This window comes from Mycetocola sp. Y442 (assembly GCF_056898615.1).
In genome coordinates, this window is record NZ_JBXHBV010000001.1 from 273,382 (window position 1) to 294,330 (window position 20,949).

General features: G+C 63.8%; 20 protein-coding genes. 11 read left to right on the forward strand and 9 right to left on the reverse strand.

What is annotated here, in order from left to right:
- Positions 1 to 63 precede the first annotated feature (63 nt).
- The 4 genes from qcrB to ctaE are packed head-to-tail and all read right to left on the reverse strand — an operon-like array spanning position 64 to position 4,315.
- A complete protein-coding gene (gene qcrB, locus AC1X6S_RS01300; RefSeq protein ID WP_483404032.1) occupies positions 64 to 1,689 on the reverse strand; it encodes a cytochrome bc1 complex cytochrome b subunit in 1,626 nt (541 codons plus the stop codon).
- On the reverse strand, positions 1,686 to 2,768 hold the full coding sequence (gene qcrA / locus AC1X6S_RS01305; protein WP_483404033.1) for a cytochrome bc1 complex Rieske iron-sulfur subunit: 1,083 nt from the start codon (positions 2,766 to 2,768) through the stop codon (positions 1,686 to 1,688). Before qcrA ends, qcrB begins: the two co-directional genes overlap by 4 nt.
- 42 nt (positions 2,769 to 2,810) lie before the next feature.
- Entirely contained in the window at positions 2,811 to 3,626 is an 816-nt protein-coding gene (qcrC, locus tag AC1X6S_RS01310) for a cytochrome bc1 complex diheme cytochrome c subunit (RefSeq protein ID WP_483404034.1), read from the reverse strand.
- 20 nt (positions 3,627 to 3,646) lie between these two features.
- On the reverse strand, positions 3,647 to 4,315 hold the full coding sequence (ctaE, locus tag AC1X6S_RS01315; RefSeq protein ID WP_108390899.1) for an aa3-type cytochrome oxidase subunit III: 669 nt from the start codon (positions 4,313 to 4,315) through the stop codon (positions 3,647 to 3,649).
- Positions 4,316 to 4,418: 103 nt separating this feature from the next.
- Between ctaE and trpD the strand changes: the two genes are divergently transcribed.
- From trpD to AC1X6S_RS01340, 5 genes are all read left to right on the forward strand, one after another.
- Positions 4,419 to 5,486: an anthranilate phosphoribosyltransferase gene (trpD, locus tag AC1X6S_RS01320; RefSeq protein WP_483404035.1), complete on the forward strand. Its 1,068-nt coding sequence runs from the start codon at positions 4,419 to 4,421 to the stop codon at positions 5,484 to 5,486.
- 115 nt (positions 5,487 to 5,601) lie between these two features.
- Positions 5,602 to 6,603 carry a dihydroxyacetone kinase subunit DhaK gene (gene dhaK / locus AC1X6S_RS01325; protein WP_483404036.1) on the forward strand — a complete coding sequence of 334 codons (1,002 nt, stop codon included), beginning with the start codon at positions 5,602 to 5,604 and terminating at the stop codon, positions 6,601 to 6,603.
- Between the two features lie 59 nt (positions 6,604 to 6,662).
- On the forward strand, positions 6,663 to 7,316 hold the full coding sequence (gene dhaL / locus AC1X6S_RS01330) for a dihydroxyacetone kinase subunit DhaL (RefSeq protein WP_483404037.1): 654 nt from the start codon (positions 6,663 to 6,665) through the stop codon (positions 7,314 to 7,316).
- Positions 7,313 to 8,038 carry a dihydroxyacetone kinase phosphoryl donor subunit DhaM gene (gene dhaM, locus AC1X6S_RS01335; RefSeq protein ID WP_483404038.1) on the forward strand — a complete coding sequence of 242 codons (726 nt, stop codon included), beginning with the start codon at positions 7,313 to 7,315 and terminating at the stop codon, positions 8,036 to 8,038. Before dhaL ends, dhaM begins: the two co-directional genes overlap by 4 nt.
- Before the next feature lie 65 nt (positions 8,039 to 8,103).
- On the forward strand, positions 8,104 to 8,394 hold the full coding sequence (locus AC1X6S_RS01340; RefSeq protein WP_483404039.1) for a hypothetical protein: 291 nt from the start codon (positions 8,104 to 8,106) through the stop codon (positions 8,392 to 8,394).
- 58 nt (positions 8,395 to 8,452) lie between these two features.
- Here AC1X6S_RS01340 and AC1X6S_RS01345 read toward each other — a convergent pair whose 3' ends face one another.
- From AC1X6S_RS01345 to AC1X6S_RS01355, 3 genes are all read right to left on the reverse strand, one after another.
- A complete protein-coding gene (locus tag AC1X6S_RS01345) occupies positions 8,453 to 9,928 on the reverse strand; it encodes a DUF5979 domain-containing protein (protein ID WP_483404040.1) in 1,476 nt (491 codons plus the stop codon).
- Positions 9,929 to 10,276: 348 nt separating this feature from the next.
- On the reverse strand, positions 10,277 to 10,426 hold the full coding sequence (locus AC1X6S_RS01350) for a hypothetical protein (protein ID WP_483404041.1): 150 nt from the start codon (positions 10,424 to 10,426) through the stop codon (positions 10,277 to 10,279).
- Positions 10,427 to 10,599: 173 nt separating this feature from the next.
- Positions 10,600 to 11,049 carry an Hsp20/alpha crystallin family protein gene (locus AC1X6S_RS01355; RefSeq protein ID WP_483404042.1) on the reverse strand — a complete coding sequence of 150 codons (450 nt, stop codon included), beginning with the start codon at positions 11,047 to 11,049 and terminating at the stop codon, positions 10,600 to 10,602.
- A gap of 618 nt (positions 11,050 to 11,667) precedes the next feature.
- Here AC1X6S_RS01355 and AC1X6S_RS01360 point away from each other — a divergent pair.
- Both AC1X6S_RS01360 and AC1X6S_RS01365 read left to right on the forward strand, forming a co-directional pair.
- A complete protein-coding gene (locus tag AC1X6S_RS01360; protein WP_483404043.1) occupies positions 11,668 to 13,311 on the forward strand; it encodes a GAF domain-containing sensor histidine kinase in 1,644 nt (547 codons plus the stop codon).
- Between the two features lie 11 nt (positions 13,312 to 13,322).
- On the forward strand, positions 13,323 to 13,961 hold the full coding sequence (locus AC1X6S_RS01365) for a response regulator (RefSeq protein WP_483404044.1): 639 nt from the start codon (positions 13,323 to 13,325) through the stop codon (positions 13,959 to 13,961).
- Positions 13,962 to 14,079: 118 nt separating this feature from the next.
- Here AC1X6S_RS01365 and AC1X6S_RS01370 read toward each other — a convergent pair whose 3' ends face one another.
- Both AC1X6S_RS01370 and AC1X6S_RS01375 read right to left on the reverse strand, forming a co-directional pair.
- Complete coding sequence (locus AC1X6S_RS01370) at positions 14,080 to 14,559, reverse strand: Fur family transcriptional regulator (protein ID WP_483404045.1); 480 nt, start codon at positions 14,557 to 14,559, stop codon at positions 14,080 to 14,082.
- Between the two features lie 69 nt (positions 14,560 to 14,628).
- Positions 14,629 to 15,672, reverse strand: a complete 1,044-nt coding sequence (locus AC1X6S_RS01375) for a LacI family DNA-binding transcriptional regulator (RefSeq protein WP_483404046.1) — start codon at positions 15,670 to 15,672, stop codon at positions 14,629 to 14,631.
- Between the two features lie 176 nt (positions 15,673 to 15,848).
- Between AC1X6S_RS01375 and AC1X6S_RS01380 the strand changes: the two genes are divergently transcribed.
- The 4 genes from AC1X6S_RS01380 (at position 15,849) to AC1X6S_RS01395 (ending at position 20,940) form a co-directional block, all read left to right on the forward strand.
- On the forward strand, positions 15,849 to 17,489 hold the full coding sequence (locus AC1X6S_RS01380) for a GH39 family glycosyl hydrolase (RefSeq protein WP_483404047.1): 1,641 nt from the start codon (positions 15,849 to 15,851) through the stop codon (positions 17,487 to 17,489).
- A 37-nt stretch (positions 17,490 to 17,526) separates the two neighbouring features.
- Complete coding sequence (locus AC1X6S_RS01385) at positions 17,527 to 18,846, forward strand: ABC transporter substrate-binding protein (RefSeq protein WP_483404048.1); 1,320 nt, start codon at positions 17,527 to 17,529, stop codon at positions 18,844 to 18,846.
- Between the two features lie 88 nt (positions 18,847 to 18,934).
- The gene (locus AC1X6S_RS01390; RefSeq protein WP_483404049.1) at positions 18,935 to 20,014 is read left to right on the forward strand and encodes a carbohydrate ABC transporter permease; all 1,080 of its coding nucleotides are present in this window, start codon (positions 18,935 to 18,937) and stop codon (positions 20,012 to 20,014) included.
- Positions 20,011 to 20,940, forward strand: a complete 930-nt coding sequence (locus AC1X6S_RS01395) for a carbohydrate ABC transporter permease (RefSeq protein ID WP_108390918.1) — start codon at positions 20,011 to 20,013, stop codon at positions 20,938 to 20,940. The genes AC1X6S_RS01390 and AC1X6S_RS01395 overlap by 4 nt, the downstream gene beginning before the upstream one ends.
- Positions 20,941 to 20,949: the final 9 nt, after the last annotated feature.

Here is a 20,949-nt window from a genome sequence, read left to right on the forward strand (position 1 = left end):
CGGGCAACGAAGCCCCTCCGCCAGATGTCGGAGGGTCAACGTTGCCCGTTCGTGAGTAGTGATTTAGTGCTGGTCCCCGTGCGATGACTCGATTTCGGTCCTCGACACTGGTGCGATGCGATCTTCGAAGAACCAGCGGGAGAACCCGGCGCGGACCTTCTGGGCGACGGTGATCTTGCCGCGAGCGTTCGGGCGGATCATGAGCGGCTGGTAGTCGTCGTAGCTCACGAGCTTCCAGCGCTCGTAATCGGACACCGGCTCGTGAACCTCGATGTACTCGCCACCGGGCAGGCGAACAATGCGACCGGACTCGAAGCCGTGCAGCGCGATCTCGCGATCCTTCTTCTGAAGGCCGAGGCAGATCCGTTTGGCGACGAAGTAAGCGATAACCGGACCCAGGAAGAGCAGCACCTGGAGTGTGCGGATGACGCCCTCCATCGTGACGTGGAAGTGCGTCGCGATGATGTCCGAGCTTGCCGCAGCCCAGAGGACCGCGTAGAACGTCACACCCGCTGCGCCGATGGCGGTGCGGGTAGCGGCGTTGCGGGGACGGTCGAGGATGTGGTGCTCGCGCTTGTCGCCGGTGATCCACGCTTCGAGGAACGGGTAGAGCATAACGGCGACGATGAAGATACCGATGACCGCGAGCGGCAGCAGGATTCCGAACGAGAAGGTGTGATCGAACAGCACCAGGTCCATGTTCGACGGAGCGAGTCGCAACCCACCGTCGGCGAAGCCGATGTACCAGTCAGGCTGGGTACCAGCGGAGACGGGTGACGGGTCATACGGGCCGTAGTTCCAGATCGGGTTGATCGTGAAGAGCGACGCGATGAGCATGACGACACCGAAGACGATGAAGAAGAACCCACCGGCCTTGGCGGCGTAAACCGGAAGGACGGGGAATCCGACGACGTTCTGCTCGGTGCGACCAGGACCGGAGTACTGGGTGTGCTTGTGCACGACGACGAACAACAGGTGCAGTGCGATGAACGCGAGGACCATCGCGGGAAGCAGCAGGATGTGGAGCGAGTACAGGCGGCCGACGATGTCGGTGCCGGGGAACTCTCCACCGAACAGCAGGTACGAGGTCCAGGTTCCGATCAGCGGGATGCCCTTGACCATGCCGTCGATGATCCGGAGACCGTTACCCGACAGCAGGTCGTCCGGCAGCGAGTACCCGGTGAATCCTTCGGCCATCGCGAGGATGAAGAGAACGAAGCCGATGACCCAGTTGAGCTCACGCGGCTTGCGGAACGCACCGGTGAAGAAGATGCGCAGCATGTGCAGGCCGATGGACGCCACGAACAGCAGAGCGGCCCAGTGGTGTACCTGACGCATCAGGAGGCCACCGCGGATGTCGAAGGAGAGGTCGAGGGTCGACGCCATTGCGGCGCTCATCTCGACACCCTTCAACGGGACGTACGAGCCCTCGTAGTGGACCTCCGCCATCGATGCCTGGAAGAAGAAGGTGAGGAATGTGCCGGACAGCAGGATGATGACAAAGCTGTAAAGCGCGACTTCACCGAGCAGGAACGACCAGTGGTCAGGGAAGATCTTGCGACCGAGCTCCTTGACGGCTGTCGAGATGCTCGTGCGTTCGTCGAGATAGTTGGAAGCTGCGGCAGTGAAACCGCCTGACTTCCTGGCTGGTGCCTTTTCAGTGTCGGCCGGGGCCGTGACGGTGTTCAATGACGCTCCCAGAAACTTGGGCCAACAGGTTCGTGGAAGTCGCTCTGTGCGATGAGGTAGCCCTCGTCGTCAACAGCGATCGGAAGCTGCGGAAGGGGACGGGCGGCCGGACCGAAGATCACGGCGCAGTGGTTGGTGACGTCGAACTGCGACTGGTGGCAGGGGCAGAGCAGGTTGTGCGTCTGCTGCTCGTACAGTGCGACGGGGCATCCAACGTGGGTGCAGACCTTGGAGTACGCGACGATGCCGTCGTACGACCAGTCTTTCTTGTCTTCAGCCTCGTGGAGGTCTTCCGGCTTCAGACGCATCAGGAGAACAATGGCTTTCGCCTTCTCCTCGAGGTATCCCTCGCTGTGCCCGACGCTGGCGAGCGACTCGGGAATCACGTGGAAGACAGAGCCGACTGTGACGTCGGCAGCCTTGATCGGCAGACCCGACGGGTCGCTGGCGAGGCGGTCGCCCTCTTTCCACATGGTGTGCTCGAGGAGCGTGACGGGGTTCTGACCCTCGGGAGCAAGCCCGCGGAACAGGACGACGGCCGGGAGCGGGAACGCGACGAGCGCTCCGATGAGGCTGTTCCGGATGAGCGAGCGCCGGCCGAAACCGGATTCTTCATTCGCTTCCTGGAAGATCTCAACGGCACGTGCCCGCGTCTCGTCTGAACCGCGCACGGGGTGACGGACGTCGATACCCTCGTGGTCGGCCATGAGCGCCTTACCCCAGTGAACCGCTCCGATACCGAGCGCGAGCAATGCCAGCGCGAGCCCGAGACCGATGAAGAGGTTGTTGAGACGAACCGATTCGAGGTTTTCGGGTTCGATGGGGAACATCATGTAGGCGGCAATCGCCCAGATGCTTCCCGCTACCGACAGGTAGAAGAGGGTGTAGACGGTTCGTTCCGCCTGCTTTTCCTTCTTGGGGTCAAGATCCGTTACTCGCGGCCGGTGCGGGGGAAACCCCGGGTTGGCGATCGCGTCGGTGGCCACAACCGCCGTACCGACGGCAGTTTCAGTGCCGTGGCCGTGGTCTGACGAGTCGGCAGCGGCGAGTTCCGTGCCGCTGTTACCGTCCTGTGCCATTGTGCTCCTTCGTAGTTCTGCGCAAAGTCATTGCTGTGTTGCTTAGTTTGAACGCGCCGTGATCCATACGGTCAACGCGACGATTGTCCCGAGACCGAAGATCCAGATGAAGAGTCCTTCAGCAACAGGGCCGAGGCTTCCCAGGGCGTTTCCGCCGACGGTGGAATTTTCCTCGGTGAATTTGAGCGCAGTGATGATGTCGCGCTTGTCCTCCGGGGTGAGGTTCGCGTCATTGAATACCGGCATGTTCTGCGGGCCGGTCACCATGGCTTCGTAAATGTAAACGGGGTCAACACCGGTCAGGGGAGGGGCGTACTTGCCCTGGGTCAGTGCTCCACCCGCGCCGGCAACGTTGTGGCACATTGCGCAGTTGATCCGGAAGAGCTCGGCTCCGTTGGCGGCGTCGCCATCGGCGTGCAGTAGGTCCTCGTCAGGGATGCCGGGGCCGGGGCCCGTCGTCGCAACATACTTCGCGAGGGCGAGAGTCTGCTCTTCGGTGAACTGTGGTGGCTTCTGAGGGGCCTGCGGTCCCTGCTGCTGCAGGGGCATCCGACCGGTTCCGACCTGGAAGTCGACCGATGCGGCGCCGACGCCGATGAGGCTCGGAGCGGCATCGGTGCCCTCGAGGGCAAGGCCGTGGCAGCTTGCGCAGTTGGCGTCGAAGAGTTTCTTTCCCTCTTCCACCGTCGCTGCGGTTGCAGCGTGCGACGGTTCAGCGCTTGCCGTTGTCGTCGAGAACGCGGCGTACGCGCCCCCGGTGAACAGGAGGCCTGCGGCGATGAGCGCGGTGGTCGCCAGTGGAGAGCGGCGCCCTGTGTTCCGGCCCTTGCGGGGGGAGCTGGTGTGAGTCCTAAACATTCGCGTGAGGTCTTCCGGTTCTATTGCAGTACGTAAATGACGAAGAAGAGGCCGATCCAGACCACGTCGACGAAGTGCCAGTAGTACGAGACCACGATGGCGCTAGTGGCTTCCTTGTGGCCGAACGTCTTGACGGCGAATGCGCGACCGATGACGAGCAGGAACGCGATGAGTCCGCCTGTGACGTGCAGACCGTGGAATCCGGTTGTGAGGTAGAACGCCGAGCCGTACGCGTTCGACGAGAGCGAGACGCCCTCGCTGACGAGCGTGGCGTACTCGAAGATCTGGCCGGCGACGAAGATTGCGCCGAGTGCGTAGGTGAGGAAGAACCACTCGACCATTCCCCACTGGGACGGCTTCGGTCCGACCGATCGCGGCCGCATCCGTTCAGCGGCGAACACCCCGAACTGGCAGGTGAAACTCGACGCCACGAGGATGATCGTGTTCGTCGTCGAGAACGGAATATTCAGGAGCGCTGTCTCGCTCTCCCACAGCTCTGGCGAAACAGAACGAAGGGTGAAATAAATGGCAAACAGGCCGGCGAAGAACATTACTTCGCTGCCGAGCCACACAATGGTGCCAACGGCTACAGGGTTCGGCCTGTTGATCTTTTGGGCTTTCGCCGCGTAGTTCAATGAGGTGCTCGTCACCGTTCCATTATGGCCGATATCCGGGCGGCTGTTTCGCATTCGGAGCCTCTGCGCGGGAAGTCGTTAGTTAGGGGAACCTTACTTTTCGCCGGGAAAGTGCCGTGAATTCGCGTCGGTCGGGGTGCTCGGTAGGCTGGGAGTCATGTCTGATTCCGTCACCTGGCCGCACCTCCTCTCGACATTGCTTAACGGCGACGACCTGAGTGTCGCGGAGGCGACGTGGGCAATGGATGGCGTGATCAGGGGGACGGCGAGCCCCGCGCAGATCGCCGGGTTCCTGGTTGCGCTCCGCGCCAAGGGGGAGTCGGTCAACGAGATCGTCGGGTTCCGGGATGCCATCCTCGAACAGGCCGTTCCGCTTCCGGTCAACTCCATGGCGCTCGACATCGTTGGGACCGGCGGTGACCGCTTCGGCACAGTGAACATCTCGACGATGGCCTGTGTCGTTGTGGCCTCAGCGGGAGTGCCAGTGATCAAGCACGGCAACCGCGCCGTCAGCAGCGTGTCCGGCGCCAGTGACGTGCTCTCGGCCCTCGGGATCGACCTCACCCGCACGGCCGACCAGGTGGCATCCTCACTGCAGGACACGGGGATCACCTTCGCGTTCGCTTCTGCGTTCCACCCGGGTTTCCGTCACGCGGCGCCGGTCAGGGCAGCCCTGGGCATCCCGACGGTGTTCAATATCCTCGGTCCGCTGTGCAATCCTGCCCGCCCCGAAGCATCCGCTGTCGGCGTCGCCCAGCTGGATCGGGTGCCCCTGTTTGTCGGCGTGTTCCAGACCAGGGGAGCGACGGCGCTCGTCTTCCGCGGCGACGATGGGCTCGATGAGCTCACGACCACCGGGCACTCGCACATCTGGGAGGTCAGTCGTGGCCTCGTGACGGAACACGATCTCGACCCGCGTGATCTCGGCATCCCTCTCGTCAAGATGTCTGAACTGGTCGGTGGCGACCCCGAGCACAACGCCGGTGTTGTCCGTCGCGTGCTCTACGGTGAGAAAGGCGCCGTTCGCGATATCGTGCTGCTCAACGCCGCTGCCGGCCTCGTGGCTTACCGTCTCGCCGAGGACCCCACGCAGATGCAGGTTTCCATTCTCGACAGGTTTGCGGAACAGATGGAGGTGGCGCGGGATGCGCTCGACTCGGGGCGCGCTGCGGCAAAACTCGACGAGTGGGTTGCGGCCACCTCGGCCGGCGCTACCGGGGCCTGATGCCCCTTACCTCGCTGGCTCTTCGGGGCTAGGTTGAGCTTCAGGCCGGTCGGCCCCACCGTCCGGCGATCGAAGTAGCTCTTTTGCGTCCTATTTGTCACCTGGAGAGATTTCAATGAAGAAGCTCATCAACGACCCGAAGAATGTCGTTACCGAAGCGGTCGCCGGTTTCGCTGCCGCCCACTCGGATATCGTGCGCGCGTCGGAAGACCCCATGTTCGTCGTCCGCGCGGACGCGCCTGTGACCGGAAAAGTCGGCCTCGTTTCCGGCGGCGGAAGTGGCCACGAGCCGCTCCACGCCGGGTTCGTCGGCTTTGGAATGCTCGACGCCGCCGTCCCTGGCCCGGTTTTCACTTCGCCGACCCCCGACCCCATTGTTGCTGCCACGCACGCGGTGGACGGCGGGTCCGGAGTGCTTCACATCGTGAAGAACTACACGGGCGACGTCCTCAATTTCGAAACTGCCGCTGATCTGGCCGCGGCAGACGGCGTCGAGGTGCGGAGCGTGATCGTCAACGATGACGTCGCCGTACAGGACTCGCTCTATACCGCCGGTCGTCGCGGTGTGGCAGGGACCGTCCTGATCGAGAAGATCGCGGGAGCAGCTGCACAGCGCGGCGATGCGCTCGACGACGTCGCTGCGGTGGCCGAGCGGGTCAACGCGAACGTGAGGTCAATGGGCGTCGCATTGACGCCGTGCGTCGTGCCCCACGCCGGAGAGCCGAGCTTCGAACTGGCCGAAGACGAGATCGAGATCGGGATCGGCATCCACGGCGAGCCGGGCAGGGAGAAGATCAAACTCGAACCGGCTGACGGTATCGTGGACCGTCTGCTCGGGCCGATTATCGACGACGGCGGTTTCGCCACTGGCGACAGAGTGCTCCTGCTCGTGAACGGTATGGGCGGGACTCCACTTGTTGAGCTGTACATCGTGTACCGGCACGCGGCTGAGGTGCTCGCTGGCAGGGGGATCGAGGTTACGAGATCGCTCGTCGGCAACTACACGACATCGCTGGAGATGCAGGGCTGTTCGCTGTCCGTGCTCAGGCTCGATGACGAGCTCACCGAGTTGTGGGACGCCCCTGTCCAGACCGCGGCGCTCCGCTGGGGTCGCTGACCCCGCATCATCCGGGTCGCCGCAGCTGCGCCGGCCGGCAACCGACTGAAAGGAACGACATGGCTCTGGGAACCCCGTGGGCGATCAACTGGATTCGAGCAAGCGCGGCAGTTATTGCCGAGCACCGCGCCGAGTTGATCACGCTGGATCGCGACATCGGCGACGGTGACCACGGCGAGAACATGGACAGGGGGTTCGCCGCTGTCCTCTCAAAACTCGACGACCTCCCCGCCGAAGCCACTCCGGGAGACGTGCTGAAGCTCGTGGCGACGACGCTCATCTCCACGGTGGGAGGAGCATCAGGGCCGCTGTTCGGGACCGCGTACCTCAAGGCGGCTGGCGCTGTCGGGTCCGTCCCCGAGCTTGATTCCGCTGCCGTCGTCTCGCTGCTGCGGGCTGCGCGTGATGGCATTGTCCTCCGTGGCAAAGCGGATGTCGGTGACAAGACCATGATCGATGCCTGGACGCCGGCCGTTGACGCCGCAGCGGCCGCGGCGGCCGAGGGACAGGACGAAGCTGGCGTTCTCGCCGCCGCCGCGGATGCTGCAGAAAGCGGTGCAGAAGCGACGGAGCCGCTCGTCGCCCGCAAGGGCCGGGCAAGCTACCTGGGCGAGCGTGCCATCGGCCACCGCGATCCTGGCGCGCAGTCGACCGCCCTCCTCCTCCGGGCTGCCGCAACAACAGCTGCAACGTCGACGGAGACTACGTCGTGACCGTCGGGCTCGTTTTCGTCTCACACAGCACACTGATCGCCAACGGCCTCGTGCAACTCGCGGGTCAGATGGCGCCGGACGTGTCCCTCGTTCCGGCCGGCGGCACCGACGACGACGGAATCGGAACGAGCTTCGACAGAATCACCGCGGCCATCTCACGGGCGGACTCGGGTGGCGGAGTCGCGATCCTCTGCGATCTCGGCTCGGCTATCCTCACCGCAGAGACAGCGCTCGACTTCCTCGACGACGCCAAGCGGGCATCCGTTCGCATCATCGACGCTCCTCTCGTTGAGGGAGGGGTTGCCGCCGCTGTCGCCGCCCAGACCGGGGCGGACATCGATGGCGTCGCGGCTGCCGCCCGATCGGCCGTCGACGTCTTTGTTGCTTCTTCGCCTGCCCGGAACCAGGACGCTGACGTCGAAAGTCCCGCTCCTGCCGGTCCGGCTCATGACAGTGAGACTCACGGGGGTTACTCCCGCTCGGTGACGATCATTAATCGTGATGGGCTGCACGCACGCCCGGCGGCGGACTTCGTCAAGCTCGCCAGCACCTTTGACACACCGGTCACCGTCAACGGCAGGGACGCGAAAAGCCTCCTCGCGATCATGGCGCTCGGTCTTCAAAAGGGAAAGAGTGCCGAGATCGCCACTGCGGATCCAGCCGGACGGGATGCCGTCGATGCGCTCGCGGACCTCGTGGAATCCGGTTTCGGCGAGTCCTGAACCGCAACGCGCGACGTGCCGAATGGCAGCGTTCTTCCCGGCGCATCGGGCGTAGCATGGCTGCCATGACAACGCCAGAGAACGCTGAACAGAGCCCTGAGCGCGCGCCCGAGTCCCGCTCGGAAGACGGGCATGGGTCCGATGCAGTGACCGATATCGAGGCCGAGCGCGCTGCGGCGCCCTGTCCGGTCTGCGGCCATCCGATGAGGGAGCATGTCATCGACCACAGCACGTCCAACCCCATTCTCATCTGCCCTGCGCCGATCGATCACAGCCGTATTCCGGAGACGACATCGCCGCTCGATGAACTGGGTATGGAACGGCATCCGGCTCCGCCGCCCGCACGCAAGGACTGATCCTGTCACTGGCTGGTTCACGTGCCGGCCACAGGATCAGTCCTGTCAACCGCTCAACTCACTCGCGGGCTGCCCGCGTCCGGCGCCGCATCACAGTCGATGCCAGCATGAGAAGCAACCCGCCACCGACGGTGCCACCGGCCAGCAGCAGGGGAAGCGCGGGCTCTCCTGCTCCGGTCGCAGGAAGCCGGTCACCCTGCGGCCAGCCGTCCGCTGCCGTCACAGTGTTGGTGAGGACCGCCTCCGCGATCGCGCCCGGCGCGATTGTCACCGTGACGTCTGCGGCCGGTTCGACCTCGATCGCGCTCGACTGGCCTGAGGTGCTCTCGGTCACTGTGCACTCCGTTCCGGCCGGCAATTCAGCGTAGGCGCGGACATACTTTCCAGAGGGCTGGTTCGCTGGGATCACGAAGGAGTCGCTCAGAACCTCCCCGCAGTCGATCAGCAGGACGATCTCGCCCTGGTGGCCCGCCGCCGCTCCCGTGATCACCTTGGTCACCTCGAGCCCTCCCGGCTGAAACTCGACGGTGTTGGTGACGACCGCTGATGCGCCTGTCTCCGGCACCTGCACCTCGACCGGGGTGTCAGACGTCACGACGGCCACGGTGTTGGTGCCGAGGATGGGTTCGGTTATGGAGCACGTACTCCCTGCGGGAATGTTCTCGAACTCGAACACCTCATCGCTCGTCGTGCCAGCCGGAATGTCCGCGGTGAATACAGAGCCTGGACCACAGTCAATGAGCCACTGGCTCGCGCCCTGCGTCCCCGCTGCCGTTCCGACGAAGGACTTCTGAACGGTGAGCGTGCCGACGACGACGAAGGTGGCTGTTGCCTGCGCGGTCGCCTCGAGCTCCGTAGCGGACGCGAGGGCCAGCATCTGAGCCTCTTCGTAGAGAGGGTTATTGTCGTCGTGCACGTAGACCTGGCCCGCGGGAACCGTGACGGCCGCCCGGGCGGTGAGCACCGTCTCGCTCGCGGCTCCGGCCGAATTCGTCACCCAAATCGATGTCCCGGATGGCACGGTGCTTTGATTCGCCAGGGGGACTGTTGCGGCGGCGTCGCTGAACATCTCCGAGCCAGCGGGAACCGATACGGTGAGCGAGGAGTCGTCCTGAGCCTGGACAACGAACGGCCCAGCGGGGCTACCGATCGGAGCCGCTGCGCTCGGAGGAGTCACTGTGACGTCCGGTGCTGGGGGCTCAACGGTAGGGCCGTTCGTTTGAGCGGCAGCGACGATTGCTGCTGTTGCCGCCCGAACGACGGCCTCGGTCGAACTCACAACGAATGCGTCGGTGAAATACCAGATCGCGGCCTGGACGGCCGCCGCTCGCTGGTTGTTGGTGAGGCCTTCCGGCAGGCTCGTCGTGGGGTAATAGGTGTTGAGAATGTAGGTGACGTAACCGAGGTTGGGAACGTTTGTCTCTTCCCACGTCCCGCTCTCGTATCCGAGGTTGGGCGCGGTGGGGACCCCGAGGTCGATGCAATACATTGCCCCGACGAGGCTGGGGTCCTCGACGCTTGCGGTGTTGATCATCCGCGCCAATGTATCGTTGCGCGGTTCATATCCTGCCGGGTCCGTTGCGGGGTATGGCGCTGTCGGGTCCTGCGTAGTCGTATTCGGCGGCTGAAATCCGTCAACCGTGAGTCCCGCGCCGATGCTGACCGTATAGATCTCTGTATTCGGGCCGAACACAGCCTCGACAATGGGCATCGGGTCAGTCGGCTGCGCCTGGGCGGACGGGCTGGGACCGACGAACATGAGTCCCATGCACATTGCGAACGCAAGCGAACACAGCGCCAGTAGCCGAACGCGGGCCTGGGCGACGGACGGAGACGGGCTGAGCGCAACGCAGTCATGTGTGCGTCGTTGTGGGAGTGGTTCTCAAGCGGAAGAAGGTCGTCGTCGTTCTTCGGGTGCCTCGGCCGGCCGCTGGGCGTGAACCACTTCGATCACATCGAGCGGCTGCGTTTCGGGGAGTTCCTGATCGTCTGGACCGATGAGCGCCGGACGGTGGATGACTGAATCGTTCATGCTGCTCCTTCGACGGGCCCCGGAATCCGGGGACGTCGGGTGATCCTCTCGTCAGCCATCCGTGCGCCGTAGAGTCGAACGTCATTGGTCGGTTGACCAGCAAGCAACAGCGCGGCCTCGCGTGAGCGGGACCGCGCTGTCGTTACGGGCCGTTCGTTCCTGCGCTGGGTTGATCAGTCGTCTTTTTTCTCTCCGGAAGTTTTGCCTCCGGAACCGATGGGAACCTGCCGGGGAGAGGCGCCCTTGGACAGCGGGACATTCACCGTCAGGACGCCCTTCGTGAACTCAGCCGAAATGTCCTGTTCCTCGGCCTGCTCAGGAAGAACGATCCTGCGGTAGAAGCTGCTGCTGCTCTCCCGGAGGACGTACTTCTTTTTCTTGTCCTCGTCCTTCTCATGGCGCTCCGCCTGAATTACAAGGGCGCCCCTGTCAACATTCACCGTGATGTTGTCTTCGTCAAAATTGGGCAGGTGTGCTTCGACAACGAGCGCGTCGTCGCCGCGCGTGTACACATCTGTCGTTGGCAGCTTTCCGCGGTAGGCACGCAGGATGCCATCCTCGAAGTCGCGGGTCAGCGCCTCCAGACCGGCAAACGGGTCAAATCGTTCGAGACTGTTTTTCATGATGTCGCCTTTCAGGACCACCGCGGGCGATCCGGTTGTGTGCATTTGTTGACGTTCGCGAGCGAGAAGGCCGCCCGAGTCGCCAGTAGCGCGTCTGAAGTGCCGAACGCGGTGGCTCACGGTTCCGGCTGGTCGTGCGCACAAAATACGCTCGTCTGCCGCCCCACGTCCGGCTAGAGCCGTAGGTCATGCCGGACCGCGGGGACGTGCACGATGTCGGGGGAGAGGGAGCAGGGGAGGGCAGACGGGGGTCGACTGCTACCAGAGGCAGGCGCAAGCGGCAGGGGTCTATCGCCTCTGGTCCCTCACAATTTCGGGACCTTGGACTCTATGGAGACGACCCGGGTCAGGGCATTCTGGTCAGCAAATAGAAGATGGCTCGCGGGGGAACGCGCGCAATTGAACTGCCGACGCAACAGCAGTCGTTCACGAGAGTGAACGGAGTGTGACTGTCGCGCTAACAGTGTCCGAATTACGCAGTGCCTTGTGGGGCACGTGCATGTAAAATGCAGGTGCTCCATGAGCAGGGGGAGGGGCACGATGATCGACGAAGTTTTTCAACTGCCGGATGCCAGATTCTCTGATCTTGAGAGAACCGTGGCCCGGCTTGAACGAACAGTGAGTTCTCTGCGACGCGAAACCGAACGCGAACGCGCGACGCAGGGGCGACTGCGCAGCCTGCTGGATGCGAGCGTTGCTGTGGCCGGAGATCTCGAACTGGACTCTGTGCTCAAACGGATCGCCGAGTCCGCGACCACCCTGGTCAACGCTCGGTATGGTGCGCTCGGCGTGCTTCACCCCGACGGTCACATTGAACGCTTGATTCACACCGGGACGCCGAGCGTCGAGGGCGGGACCATGCACATTCAGCCCGGGACCCACGATCTGCTTCAGGCGGTGACGGAAACCCGTGGTCCGGTCCGCCTCGATAATCTCCGGGAGGATCCGCAATCGGTGGGATTCCCGCCAGGCGACCCGAGCATTCGCAGCTTTCTCGGTGTGCCCGTTCGGGTTCGCGGTGAGGTCCTGGGCAACCTGTACCTCGCCGATCGCCGTGACGGCGGATTCACAAAGCTCGACGAGGAGCTCGTGGTGGAGCTTGCCGAGACAGCGGGAGTCGCGATTGACAATGCACGGCGGTTTGAGGAGACCCACCGTAAACAACTGCTGGCAGCGGCTCTCTCCGAGGTAGCCTCGACGCTGTTAACCGCCTGTGCCGAAGACGTGCTCGCGGCGGTCGCATCGAAGGTTGCGATGCTTCTCCCGGCCACGCTGGTGTCCGTCGTGGTGCCGGGTCCCGGTGAGAACGAAATGAAAGTCGAAGCTGCGGAGGGGGTGCTGTCCGAGAAGGCCGTCGGGACCGTGTACCCGGCGCATGGGTCTCTCGCGGCTCAGGCAGTGGTTTCCGGCACTGTCATTAGTTCGGAGAGCGGACACGAAATTCGCTCAGCAGGCGGGTCTATCGCGTTTGGCGCGGTGACGGCCGTGCCTCTCGTTGTCTCGGGACGCGCGATCGGCGCGCTGTGCGTCGCGCGTGAGCCAGGCGGCCCTGGTTTCACGCGTGGGGAAATAGACACGATCTCGGAATTCGCTATTCAGGCGGGACTCGCCGTTGCACTGGCGTGGGCCAGGCTGGACCGACAGCGGCTCGAAGTCATCGAGGACCACGCGCGGATAGCCAGGGACCTGCACGACAACGTCATCCAGCGCCTCTTTGCGACCGGGCTCGGCCTTCAGGCGCTTGCTGCCGCCGACCCGACGCATGCTGCGGCGATCGACACACACACCCTGGAGATCGACGCAGCAATTTCCGATATCAGGAGTGCAGTTTTCACCCGGATATCGGCTCCGCCGTCCGACGCAACCCGCGTGCGCCACCGCGTCCTGGATGTCATCATCCAGCTGACACCGGCGCTGGGCTCGCCACCCCGCGTCGCCTTTTCCGGCTGTCCCAACATGGTGATCCCGCGGCGCCTCGCCGATGACGTTGTTGCGGTGATCAGGGAGTCACTCACAAACGTCGCCAAACACGCACAGGCAGAGACGACGGCGATCGACGTGAAGCTGGGCGACTCCGGTGTGTCGATCACGGTCGACGACGACGGTATCGGTATCGACCCTCGTGCGGAGCGCGCAAGCGGCACCGGTAATCTGGCGCGCCGCGCCGAGCGGTACGGTGGCACATTCACTCTCGAACCGCGCGTGCCGAGAGGCACTCGAGCATGCTGGAACGTCTCGTTCGGTGAGCAGGGCGACCAATGATCCGGGTGTTCGTGGTTGACGATCACGAGATCGTCCGGCTCGGTGTGACCAACCTGATCAACGGTGCGCGGGACATGACGGTCGTGGGTGAATCCGATTCGGTCCGCCGCACACTGCCACGGGTGGCAGCGACCCACCCGGATGTAGTGATTCTTGATGTCAACCTTCCCGACGGCAACGGGATCGACCTGTGCCGGAGCATCCGTTCGGAACACGTCGACACGCGGTGCCTCATTCTCACCGCGTACGGCGAAGACAAGGCAACGAACGCCGCCGTCATGGCCGGGGCGTCCGGATACGTGCTCAAGAGCATCCACGGAAGCAGCCTGCTCGACTCGATCCGACAGGCGGCGCTCGGACGCGTTCTTCTTCCGCCGCAGGCAACGCCGGAGACGCTCGTGGCCGGTACGGCCAATCGGGAGACCGGTGCTGTTGCGCCCCACCTCACCGAGCGCGAGCACCAGGTGCTTGGCCTCATCACCGGCGGGATGACCAATAAGCAGATCGGCGGCAAGCTCGGGCTCACCGAGAAAACCGTGAAGAACTATGTCTCCGGTCTTCTGGCCAAGCTTGGTATGGAGCGGCGCACCCAGGCCGCGGTCTATGGAGCGGCGCACGCCGGCCCCACCGAGGATCGCCCGGTCGGTTGACGGTATCACCCGGGACAGCCGGGCGTCCCTGGGCGGGACTACTGCGCGCGAGCCTCGACGAGTCCCCGAGTGCCGCGACAGGAACTGCCGGACACCAGGGACCTTCGCTGTCCGCTGTTTAGACGACGGCTTGACAGGCGGTGCACAGACCGACAAAAGCGCTCTGTTCCGGTTCCAACAGGAAGCCGGACGCACTGGCGATCGCTCTTGAGCTGTCCGTGAAAGCGTCAACGGGCAGGACGGTGACTTGCCCGCAGGATCTGCAGACGCCGTGAAGATGCTCGTGACCCGACGGAGTCGTGACCAGGTGATACGCGACGGCACCTCCCGGTTGCTGCCGCTGCGCGATGATCGCCCGACGTGCGAGGACCTCGAACGTGCGGTAGACGGTGGCACGGTGGATGCCCCGCGTCTCGAGAATCATCGCCACTTCATCGGCGGTCAGGTGCTCATGGTGGCGGGCAAGGACATCGAGTACCGCGCGGCGCGGGCCCGTCAGCCGTTCTCCCGCCTCCTGCAATCGGGCGATGGCGAGAGACAGGGCTTGTTCGGGAGCATGATGCAGATCCCGGTGGAGTGACGGGCTGCTGGCGTCCATACGTCATGGTGCCACGGAGCACACGGGTTGTGAAGGGGCGGGAACCGCCGTCCGTGAGCGCCGGTGAGATCAACCGTTGGGCGCCCCAGCAGTGCTGCCGCGCACTGTCAGTGAGGTTCCCAACTCAACGTGGCTGGACGAGGCGGCCCGCCCCTCAGCCATGGCAAGGATGGTCTGGACCGCCATGGCGCCCATGCCCTCAAGGTGCTGGTAGACCGTCGTGAGCGGGGGCGTCGTCCAGGCCGCCTGTGGAGTGTCGTCGAATCCGGTGACGCTTAACTGTGCGGGCACCGGGATACCGAGCGCGTGAGCCGAAGCGAGTATGCCAACGGCGATTTCGTCGTCGGCCGCCATGATGGCCGTCGGAGGGTGAGGCGACGTGAGTAGTTCACGGGCGCGCTCGGCGCCGGTCGCGACGGCGAAAGGGCCTGACCGGATGAGGGCTGGGTCGATCGCAATGCCAGCGGAGTCGAGCGCGGCCTGATAACCCAGTCGTCGGTCACGAGCGGCGTCGGATGCCTCCGGGCCGCCCACCCAGGCGATGCGGCGGTGGCCCAATCCGATGAGGTGCTCTGTGGCCGTTCTGGCACCCGACCAGTTGCTCGACCCGACGCTCACCATGCGCGGATGCCGCGTGTCGACCGGGTCGACGATGATGAATGGCAGGCTGGCGTCGTTCGCGGCGTCGATGAGCCCGTCCGGCTCGGAGAGCGTGAGGCCCACGATGCCGATGACGCCGGACGCGCGCTGGTCTGCGATCCACTCTCGCGCCACCGCGCGATGAGCGCGGGAGGTGCGCTCGGGGGCCAGGCGGACAAGGAGATCGACGTCGGAGTCGGTTGCCTCCGCGAGGGTCCCCTGGAGGACACCGAGGATGTATGGAGAGGCGGGAAGATCGAAGACCACGGCGAGTGCACGGCGCTGAGCCGTGGATGCCGGAAGCGTCGTCGGTCGGTACTCGAGTTCTGCGACCGCAGCGAGGACGCGCTCACGGGTGTCTGGCGAGATGTCATTACGTCCGTTGAGCGCTTTTGACACGGTCGCTTTCGAGACTCCGACGGCCGTCGCTACGTCGTGAAGCGTTGCCCGGCGTCTGGCCGAATCCGATGCCACGTGGTCCTCCTTCCGAAAATATTTCGAAGATCGAGGCCTCATCGGCATGGATTCAGGAAAACTCACAGGAGAGTTGACAGTGTGCAGCCGCGAAACCTACTATGAACCAACGATACACGTTGCGAAACATTTTCGCCAGCGAACTGGCTATGCCGTTCGTGACCAAGGGAGGTCTCATGTCCGTCGAATCACCGACCATCGTATTGGTTGACGGGCGCCCCTCCCGAGATATCGATCTCCGTCACGTCTGGAGCGAATGCGTCGGTGCGGGACGCGCCAACGAGGCACTACGGGCTGACTGGCAGCGACACTTCACCGAAGCCGTCCAGGTACTCGGCGCACGCTACGTGCGGTTCCATGGTCTCTTTCATGACGACATGTTCGTGTACCGCGGGTCCAGCGGCGGCGGGTTCGGGCCGCCGACACCGCTGGCCGAACCGCTCTACACCTTCGCGTACGTCGACAAGGTGTTCGACGCCATTCTCGACACCGGCGCGCGCCCGTTCGTCGAGCTCGGATTCATGCCGCGGGAACTCGCGACCCAGACCGAGACGCTCTTCTGGTGGAAGGCGCACTGCAGCCCCCCAAACGACATGGGCGGGTGGGTTGCGCTCGTCACCGCCACCGTGGAGCACTGGATCGAACGCTACGGAATCGAGGAGGTGCGCACCTGGCCGTTCGAGGTCTGGAACGAGCCCAATCTCGTGCCCCACTTTTGGACGGGCACCAGAACCGAGTACTTCCAGCTCTACGAGGAAACCGCGAAGGCCATCAAAGCGATCGATTCCGAACTCCGCGTTGGCGGGCCCTCATCGTCGGTCTTTGTGCCAGACACACGCTACGACGGCGAGTACCACGACACCTCGGTCGAGGCGGCAACGGCGGAAGCTCCCGATCCTGAACTGCTGCCGTGGAAACCCGTGTGGATTCACGAGTTCATCTCCTATTGCGCGGAACGCGACATTCCCATCGACTTCCTCTCCACTCACCTGTATCCCACAGATTTTGCCTTCGACACCCAGGGCGTTGGCCGACACATCAGTCGGCAGCGAGACGCAACGCGCAACGACCTCCTGGTCATGCGGCAGATTATCGCCAATTCCCCATACCCGAACGCCGAGCTGCACATTACCGAGTGGTCCACGTCGCCGTCGAGCCGTGACCGGATGCACGACACGGTCTTCGCCGCGACGTACATCGCTCGCGCCTTCCTCCAGTCCCACGACCTCGCGGATTCAATTTCGTACTGGACGTTTACCGACGTCTTCGAAGAGGGCGGTGGCGGCATCGGGCCGTTCCATGGTGGCTTCGGGTTCGTCAATGAGCAGGGAATCCACAAGCCGACGTTCCACGCAATGGCGATGCTCAATCGCCTCGGTGACCGGATTGCGTTGCAGACCGAACACGGCATGATCACGCGTACGGCAGACGATCACATCGCCGCGGTGTTCTTCAACTACCCGGATTCCATGGGCGCGAGGTCTGTCGGAAGCGCGAACTCCCACGCCGAGACCCGTCGCCTCGCGGGGGAAGGGCCCGCCCGGCGCATCACCCACACCATCTCGGGACTCATCCCGGGTCAGGTATACGGGGTCGAAATCCTCGACCAGGAGCACGGGGACGTCGCGGCGGCATGGCACCGGATGGGGGAGCCGCTCAATCTTTCGCGACCGGAGGTCGCCGAGCTCATGGCGATCGCCGACGATCTGTACCGCGAAACCCGCACTGTCGACGTCGACGGTGTGCTCACGATCGACATCTCGCTCGCGCCGTGGGCAGTGATGTCGATCTGCCCCGCACCACCCCAGCACCAATGAATTTCACATACGACGAAGTATCGAAAGGACGAGCATCATGAAACTCACCAGGAGAACCGCAAAGATCGCCGCATTCGCGACGATCTCTGCCCTCACTCTCACCGCATGCACCGGTGGAGGAGGAGGTGGAGGCGGAGGCGGAGAAGAGGCGACAGAGGAGAACAAGCCCGAGCAGCTGACCGTCGCTGCCTGGATGGATTTCCCGCCGGAACTTCTCGAATCGTTTGAGGAGGAATACGGAATCAAGGTCGCCGTGGAGTCGTTTCCCGACGGCGCTTCCGCACAGACCGTGTTGCGCAACGGCCTCTCGTCCGGAGGCGCTGGTCTCTCGGACGTCCACCTGATCGAACTCGACTGGTGGACCGAAATGATGGCAGCACCCGAAGATTGGGTGGAACTGCCCGAGGTCCCCGGTCGCTGGGTTGACTGGAAGGTCGAGCAAGGGTCGGTTGACGGTGTGATGACCGGATACGGTACTGACATCGGCCCGCTCGGTATCGCGTTCAACCAGGACATGACGACGGCTGCCGGTGTGGCTGCCGACCCGGAAGTATTCGGCGAGTTCATCGGCGGTGACGCCGCCACGTGGGAATCATTCCTCGATGCGGGCCGCGCGTATGTCGCGACATCCGATAACTACTTCATCGACTCGCTCTCCAGCGCCTTCCAGGCAGCGATCAATCTTCTTCCCGCGGCGTTTGAAGACCCTGAGTCGGGTGACCCGTACAACATCGCCGACAACGCCGAGGTCAAGGAACTGTTCATGACGTTTGCGGATGCCGCCGCTGACGGTGTCTCGGCGGGCATCCCCATCGGTCATGCTGACTGGGGAGCTGGCTTTCAGAACCGCCAGTGGGCCACGGTGGTCACCCCGGCGTGGATGACCGGAATCATCGCAGACAACGCTGACGGCATCGAGGGATGGCGTCTGTCCAGCACCTTCCCGGACGGCGGCGGCAACTGGGGTGGGTCGTTCTTCTCGGTCCCGTCCACCGGTGAAAACACCGGGTGGGCCGTCAAGCTGGCCGACTATCTCACCTCGCCCGAGGCAGCTGTGCAGTGGTTCCACGAGACCGGTCAGTTCCCCTCGCAGGTGGACGCCATCGCCAGCCCTGACATCGCTGAGACAGAGAACGAGTTCTACGGCGACCAGCGTCTCGGCCAGATCTATGGCGACCTCGCGTCTGCGGCCGGCGATTCGGCGGCTGGTGGTTTCCGCGGTGAGAACTTCGCCGGCATCCAGTCGCTCGTTACCGACGGTATCTCGCTCGTCGAGTCCGGCGGAGCGACACCGGAGGAGGCGTGGGAGTCGGTCGTCAGTGACTTCGACGCGCTCGGCTTCGAGACCGCGGACTGACCTCACCTCATCCCGACCCGGTCCTCGAAGTCGAGGACCGGGTCGGGATCCTCCCTTCACCCCACAGAACTCACGAAAGGCTCGAGCCTTGGCTACCGATACATTGGCTACAGCGGCCCCGCGCACAGCGCGCCGCGTCGGCTGGGGGCAGCGCCTGTCGCGCTGGGACATCAAGGTCTCGCCCTACCTCTACATCTCGCCGTTCTTCATCGTCTTCGCGGTCTTCGGTGCCTTCCCGCTCGTCTTCAACGTGGTCGTCGCGCTCCATGACTGGCACCGCCGCTCCGGTATGGGCGACTTCGTCGGCCTCGACAACTTTGCGTGGGTATTACGCCAGCCGCTGTTCTGGCGGTCGCTCGAGAACACGTTCTCCATCTTCCTGTGGGGCGGCATCCCGCAGCTCGTTCTCGCCCTGGTGATCGCGTCGATCCTTGACCAGAATCTCCGTGCCCGGACCTTTTGGCGGATGAGCGTGCTCATTCCGTTCGTCGTGATGCCCGTTGCCACATCAATGATCTTCGGGCAGGTGTACGGCCAGTTCGGCCTTCTCGTGCCGAACCTGCACGACCTCGGCCTCTTCACTGAGTACAGCTCACCGTTCTTCCAGGATCGCCAGTTGTCGCACATCGCGATCGGCTCCATGGTCATCTTCCGCTGGACGGGCTACAACGCCCTGATCTTCCTCGCCGCGATGCAGGCCGTACCGAGAGACCTCTACGAGGCGGCCACTGTTGACGGAGCGGGACGCGTGCGTCAGTTCTTCTCGGTGACCATCCCCGGCATCCGTCCGACGCTCATCTTCGTCATCCTGACCATGACAATCGGAGGGCTCGAGATCTTCGACGAGGCACGGATGTTCGACGGCGGGGGAACGGGCGGCGGCACCGGCGGTGCCGACAACCAGTGGACCACCGTCGTTCTCTACCTCTATAACCTCGGATTCGGCGACTGGCAGGACAGACTTGGTCAGGCAGCAGCGGTTGGCTGGATCTTCGCCGTCATCATCCTGGCGCTGTCACTTCTGAACATCCTGTTCACTCGCGTCATCGCGTCATCGGATTCAGGTACCAAGCGGTTGCCGAGATCACTCCGGAAGGCGTCCACGCTTCGGTCTGAGGCCAAGCAGTCGGCACAGGCCATCGATGCAGTCGAAGGAGATCACCGATGAGCACGGCATACATTGAAAACACGGCGGGCCGCGGCGCCGCCAAGTACGCTCGGAAGCGCGCGGCCAGAGGCAAGTCCGGCGCCAGCCACCATCCGTCGAATCGTCGCCCGGGATGGGTGACATACGTCATCCTTGCTGCCGTATTCGTCGTCTCGGTCTTCCCGCTCTATGCTGCCGCGATGTACGGCTCGTCGAGCACGACCGAAATCGCTCGATCAGTCGGTACGCTGCCCACCTGGCTGCCGACACTGACCTTGCTTGAGAACTTTGGGCAGGTTTTCGCCGCGGAGCAGTTCAGTATCTGGGTGGCATTCGGGAACTCGCTGCTCGTTGCTGTCTCGGTCAGCGCTTCGACGGTATTCTTCGCGACTCTTGCGGGCTTCACCTTCTCGAAGCTGAGATTCCGAGGTCGACAGGTGCTTTACTTCGCGGTGATCGGCACAATGGTGATCCCCGCCCAGATCGGCACCATCCCGATGTTCGTGATGATGAACGAGTTCGGCTGGATCGACTCGCTCCTTGCGCTCACGGTGCCGGGACTCATCGGCGCTTTCGGCGTGTTCTGGATGACGCAGTACCTCAAGGAAGCCCTCCCGTTCGAACTGATCGAAGCGGCACGCGTCGATGGCGCGTCGATGTTCCGGATCTTCTGGTCGATCGCGTTGCCCGCGGCACGGCCGGGAGCGGCGACGCTTGCCCTGTTCACCTTCATTGGTTCGTGGAACAGCTTCTTCTGGCCGTCGGTGGTAATGCGGTCGCAGTTGACGATGCCGCTTGTGGTGCCTCAGCTCCGTGGAGCCTTCACATCTGACACCGGGCTCGTCATGGCTGGCGTTTTCCTCGTCGCTGTGCCCCTTCTCCTCGTCCTTGTCGTCGCGGGAAAGCAACTCGTTGCGGGCGTTATGGAGGGTGCAGTCAAGGGCTGAGCGGCTCGT

Excerpts from the sequence above, each read along its gene's own strand:
- AC1X6S_RS01370 (WP_483404045.1), bottom strand. The coding sequence starts at position 14,559 with ATGGACGCCAGCAGCCCGTCACTCCACCGGGATCTGCATCATGCTCCC.
- qcrA (WP_483404033.1), bottom strand. The coding sequence starts at position 2,768 with ATGGCACAGGACGGTAACAGCGGCACGGAACTCGCCGCTGCCGACTCG.
- qcrC (WP_483404034.1), bottom strand. The coding sequence starts at position 3,626 with ATGTTTAGGACTCACACCAGCTCCCCCCGCAAGGGCCGGAACACAGGG.
- ctaE (WP_108390899.1), bottom strand. The coding sequence starts at position 4,315 with ATGCGAAACAGCCGCCCGGATATCGGCCATAATGGAACGGTGACGAGC.
- AC1X6S_RS01345 (WP_483404040.1), bottom strand. The coding sequence starts at position 9,928 with ATGATCAACACCGCAAGCGTCGAGGACCCCAGCCTCGTCGGGGCAATG.
- dhaL (WP_483404037.1), top strand. The coding sequence starts at position 6,663 with ATGGCTCTGGGAACCCCGTGGGCGATCAACTGGATTCGAGCAAGCGCG.
- dhaK (WP_483404036.1), top strand. The coding sequence starts at position 5,602 with ATGAAGAAGCTCATCAACGACCCGAAGAATGTCGTTACCGAAGCGGTC.
- AC1X6S_RS01395 (WP_108390918.1), top strand. The coding sequence starts at position 20,011 with ATGAGCACGGCATACATTGAAAACACGGCGGGCCGCGGCGCCGCCAAG.
- AC1X6S_RS01340 (WP_483404039.1), top strand. The coding sequence starts at position 8,104 with ATGACAACGCCAGAGAACGCTGAACAGAGCCCTGAGCGCGCGCCCGAG.
- AC1X6S_RS01380 (WP_483404047.1), top strand. The coding sequence starts at position 15,849 with ATGTCCGTCGAATCACCGACCATCGTATTGGTTGACGGGCGCCCCTCC.
- AC1X6S_RS01385 (WP_483404048.1), top strand. The coding sequence starts at position 17,527 with ATGAAACTCACCAGGAGAACCGCAAAGATCGCCGCATTCGCGACGATC.
- AC1X6S_RS01355 (WP_483404042.1), bottom strand. The coding sequence starts at position 11,049 with ATGAAAAACAGTCTCGAACGATTTGACCCGTTTGCCGGTCTGGAGGCG.
- AC1X6S_RS01350 (WP_483404041.1), bottom strand. The coding sequence starts at position 10,426 with ATGAACGATTCAGTCATCCACCGTCCGGCGCTCATCGGTCCAGACGAT.
- trpD (WP_483404035.1), top strand. The coding sequence starts at position 4,419 with ATGTCTGATTCCGTCACCTGGCCGCACCTCCTCTCGACATTGCTTAAC.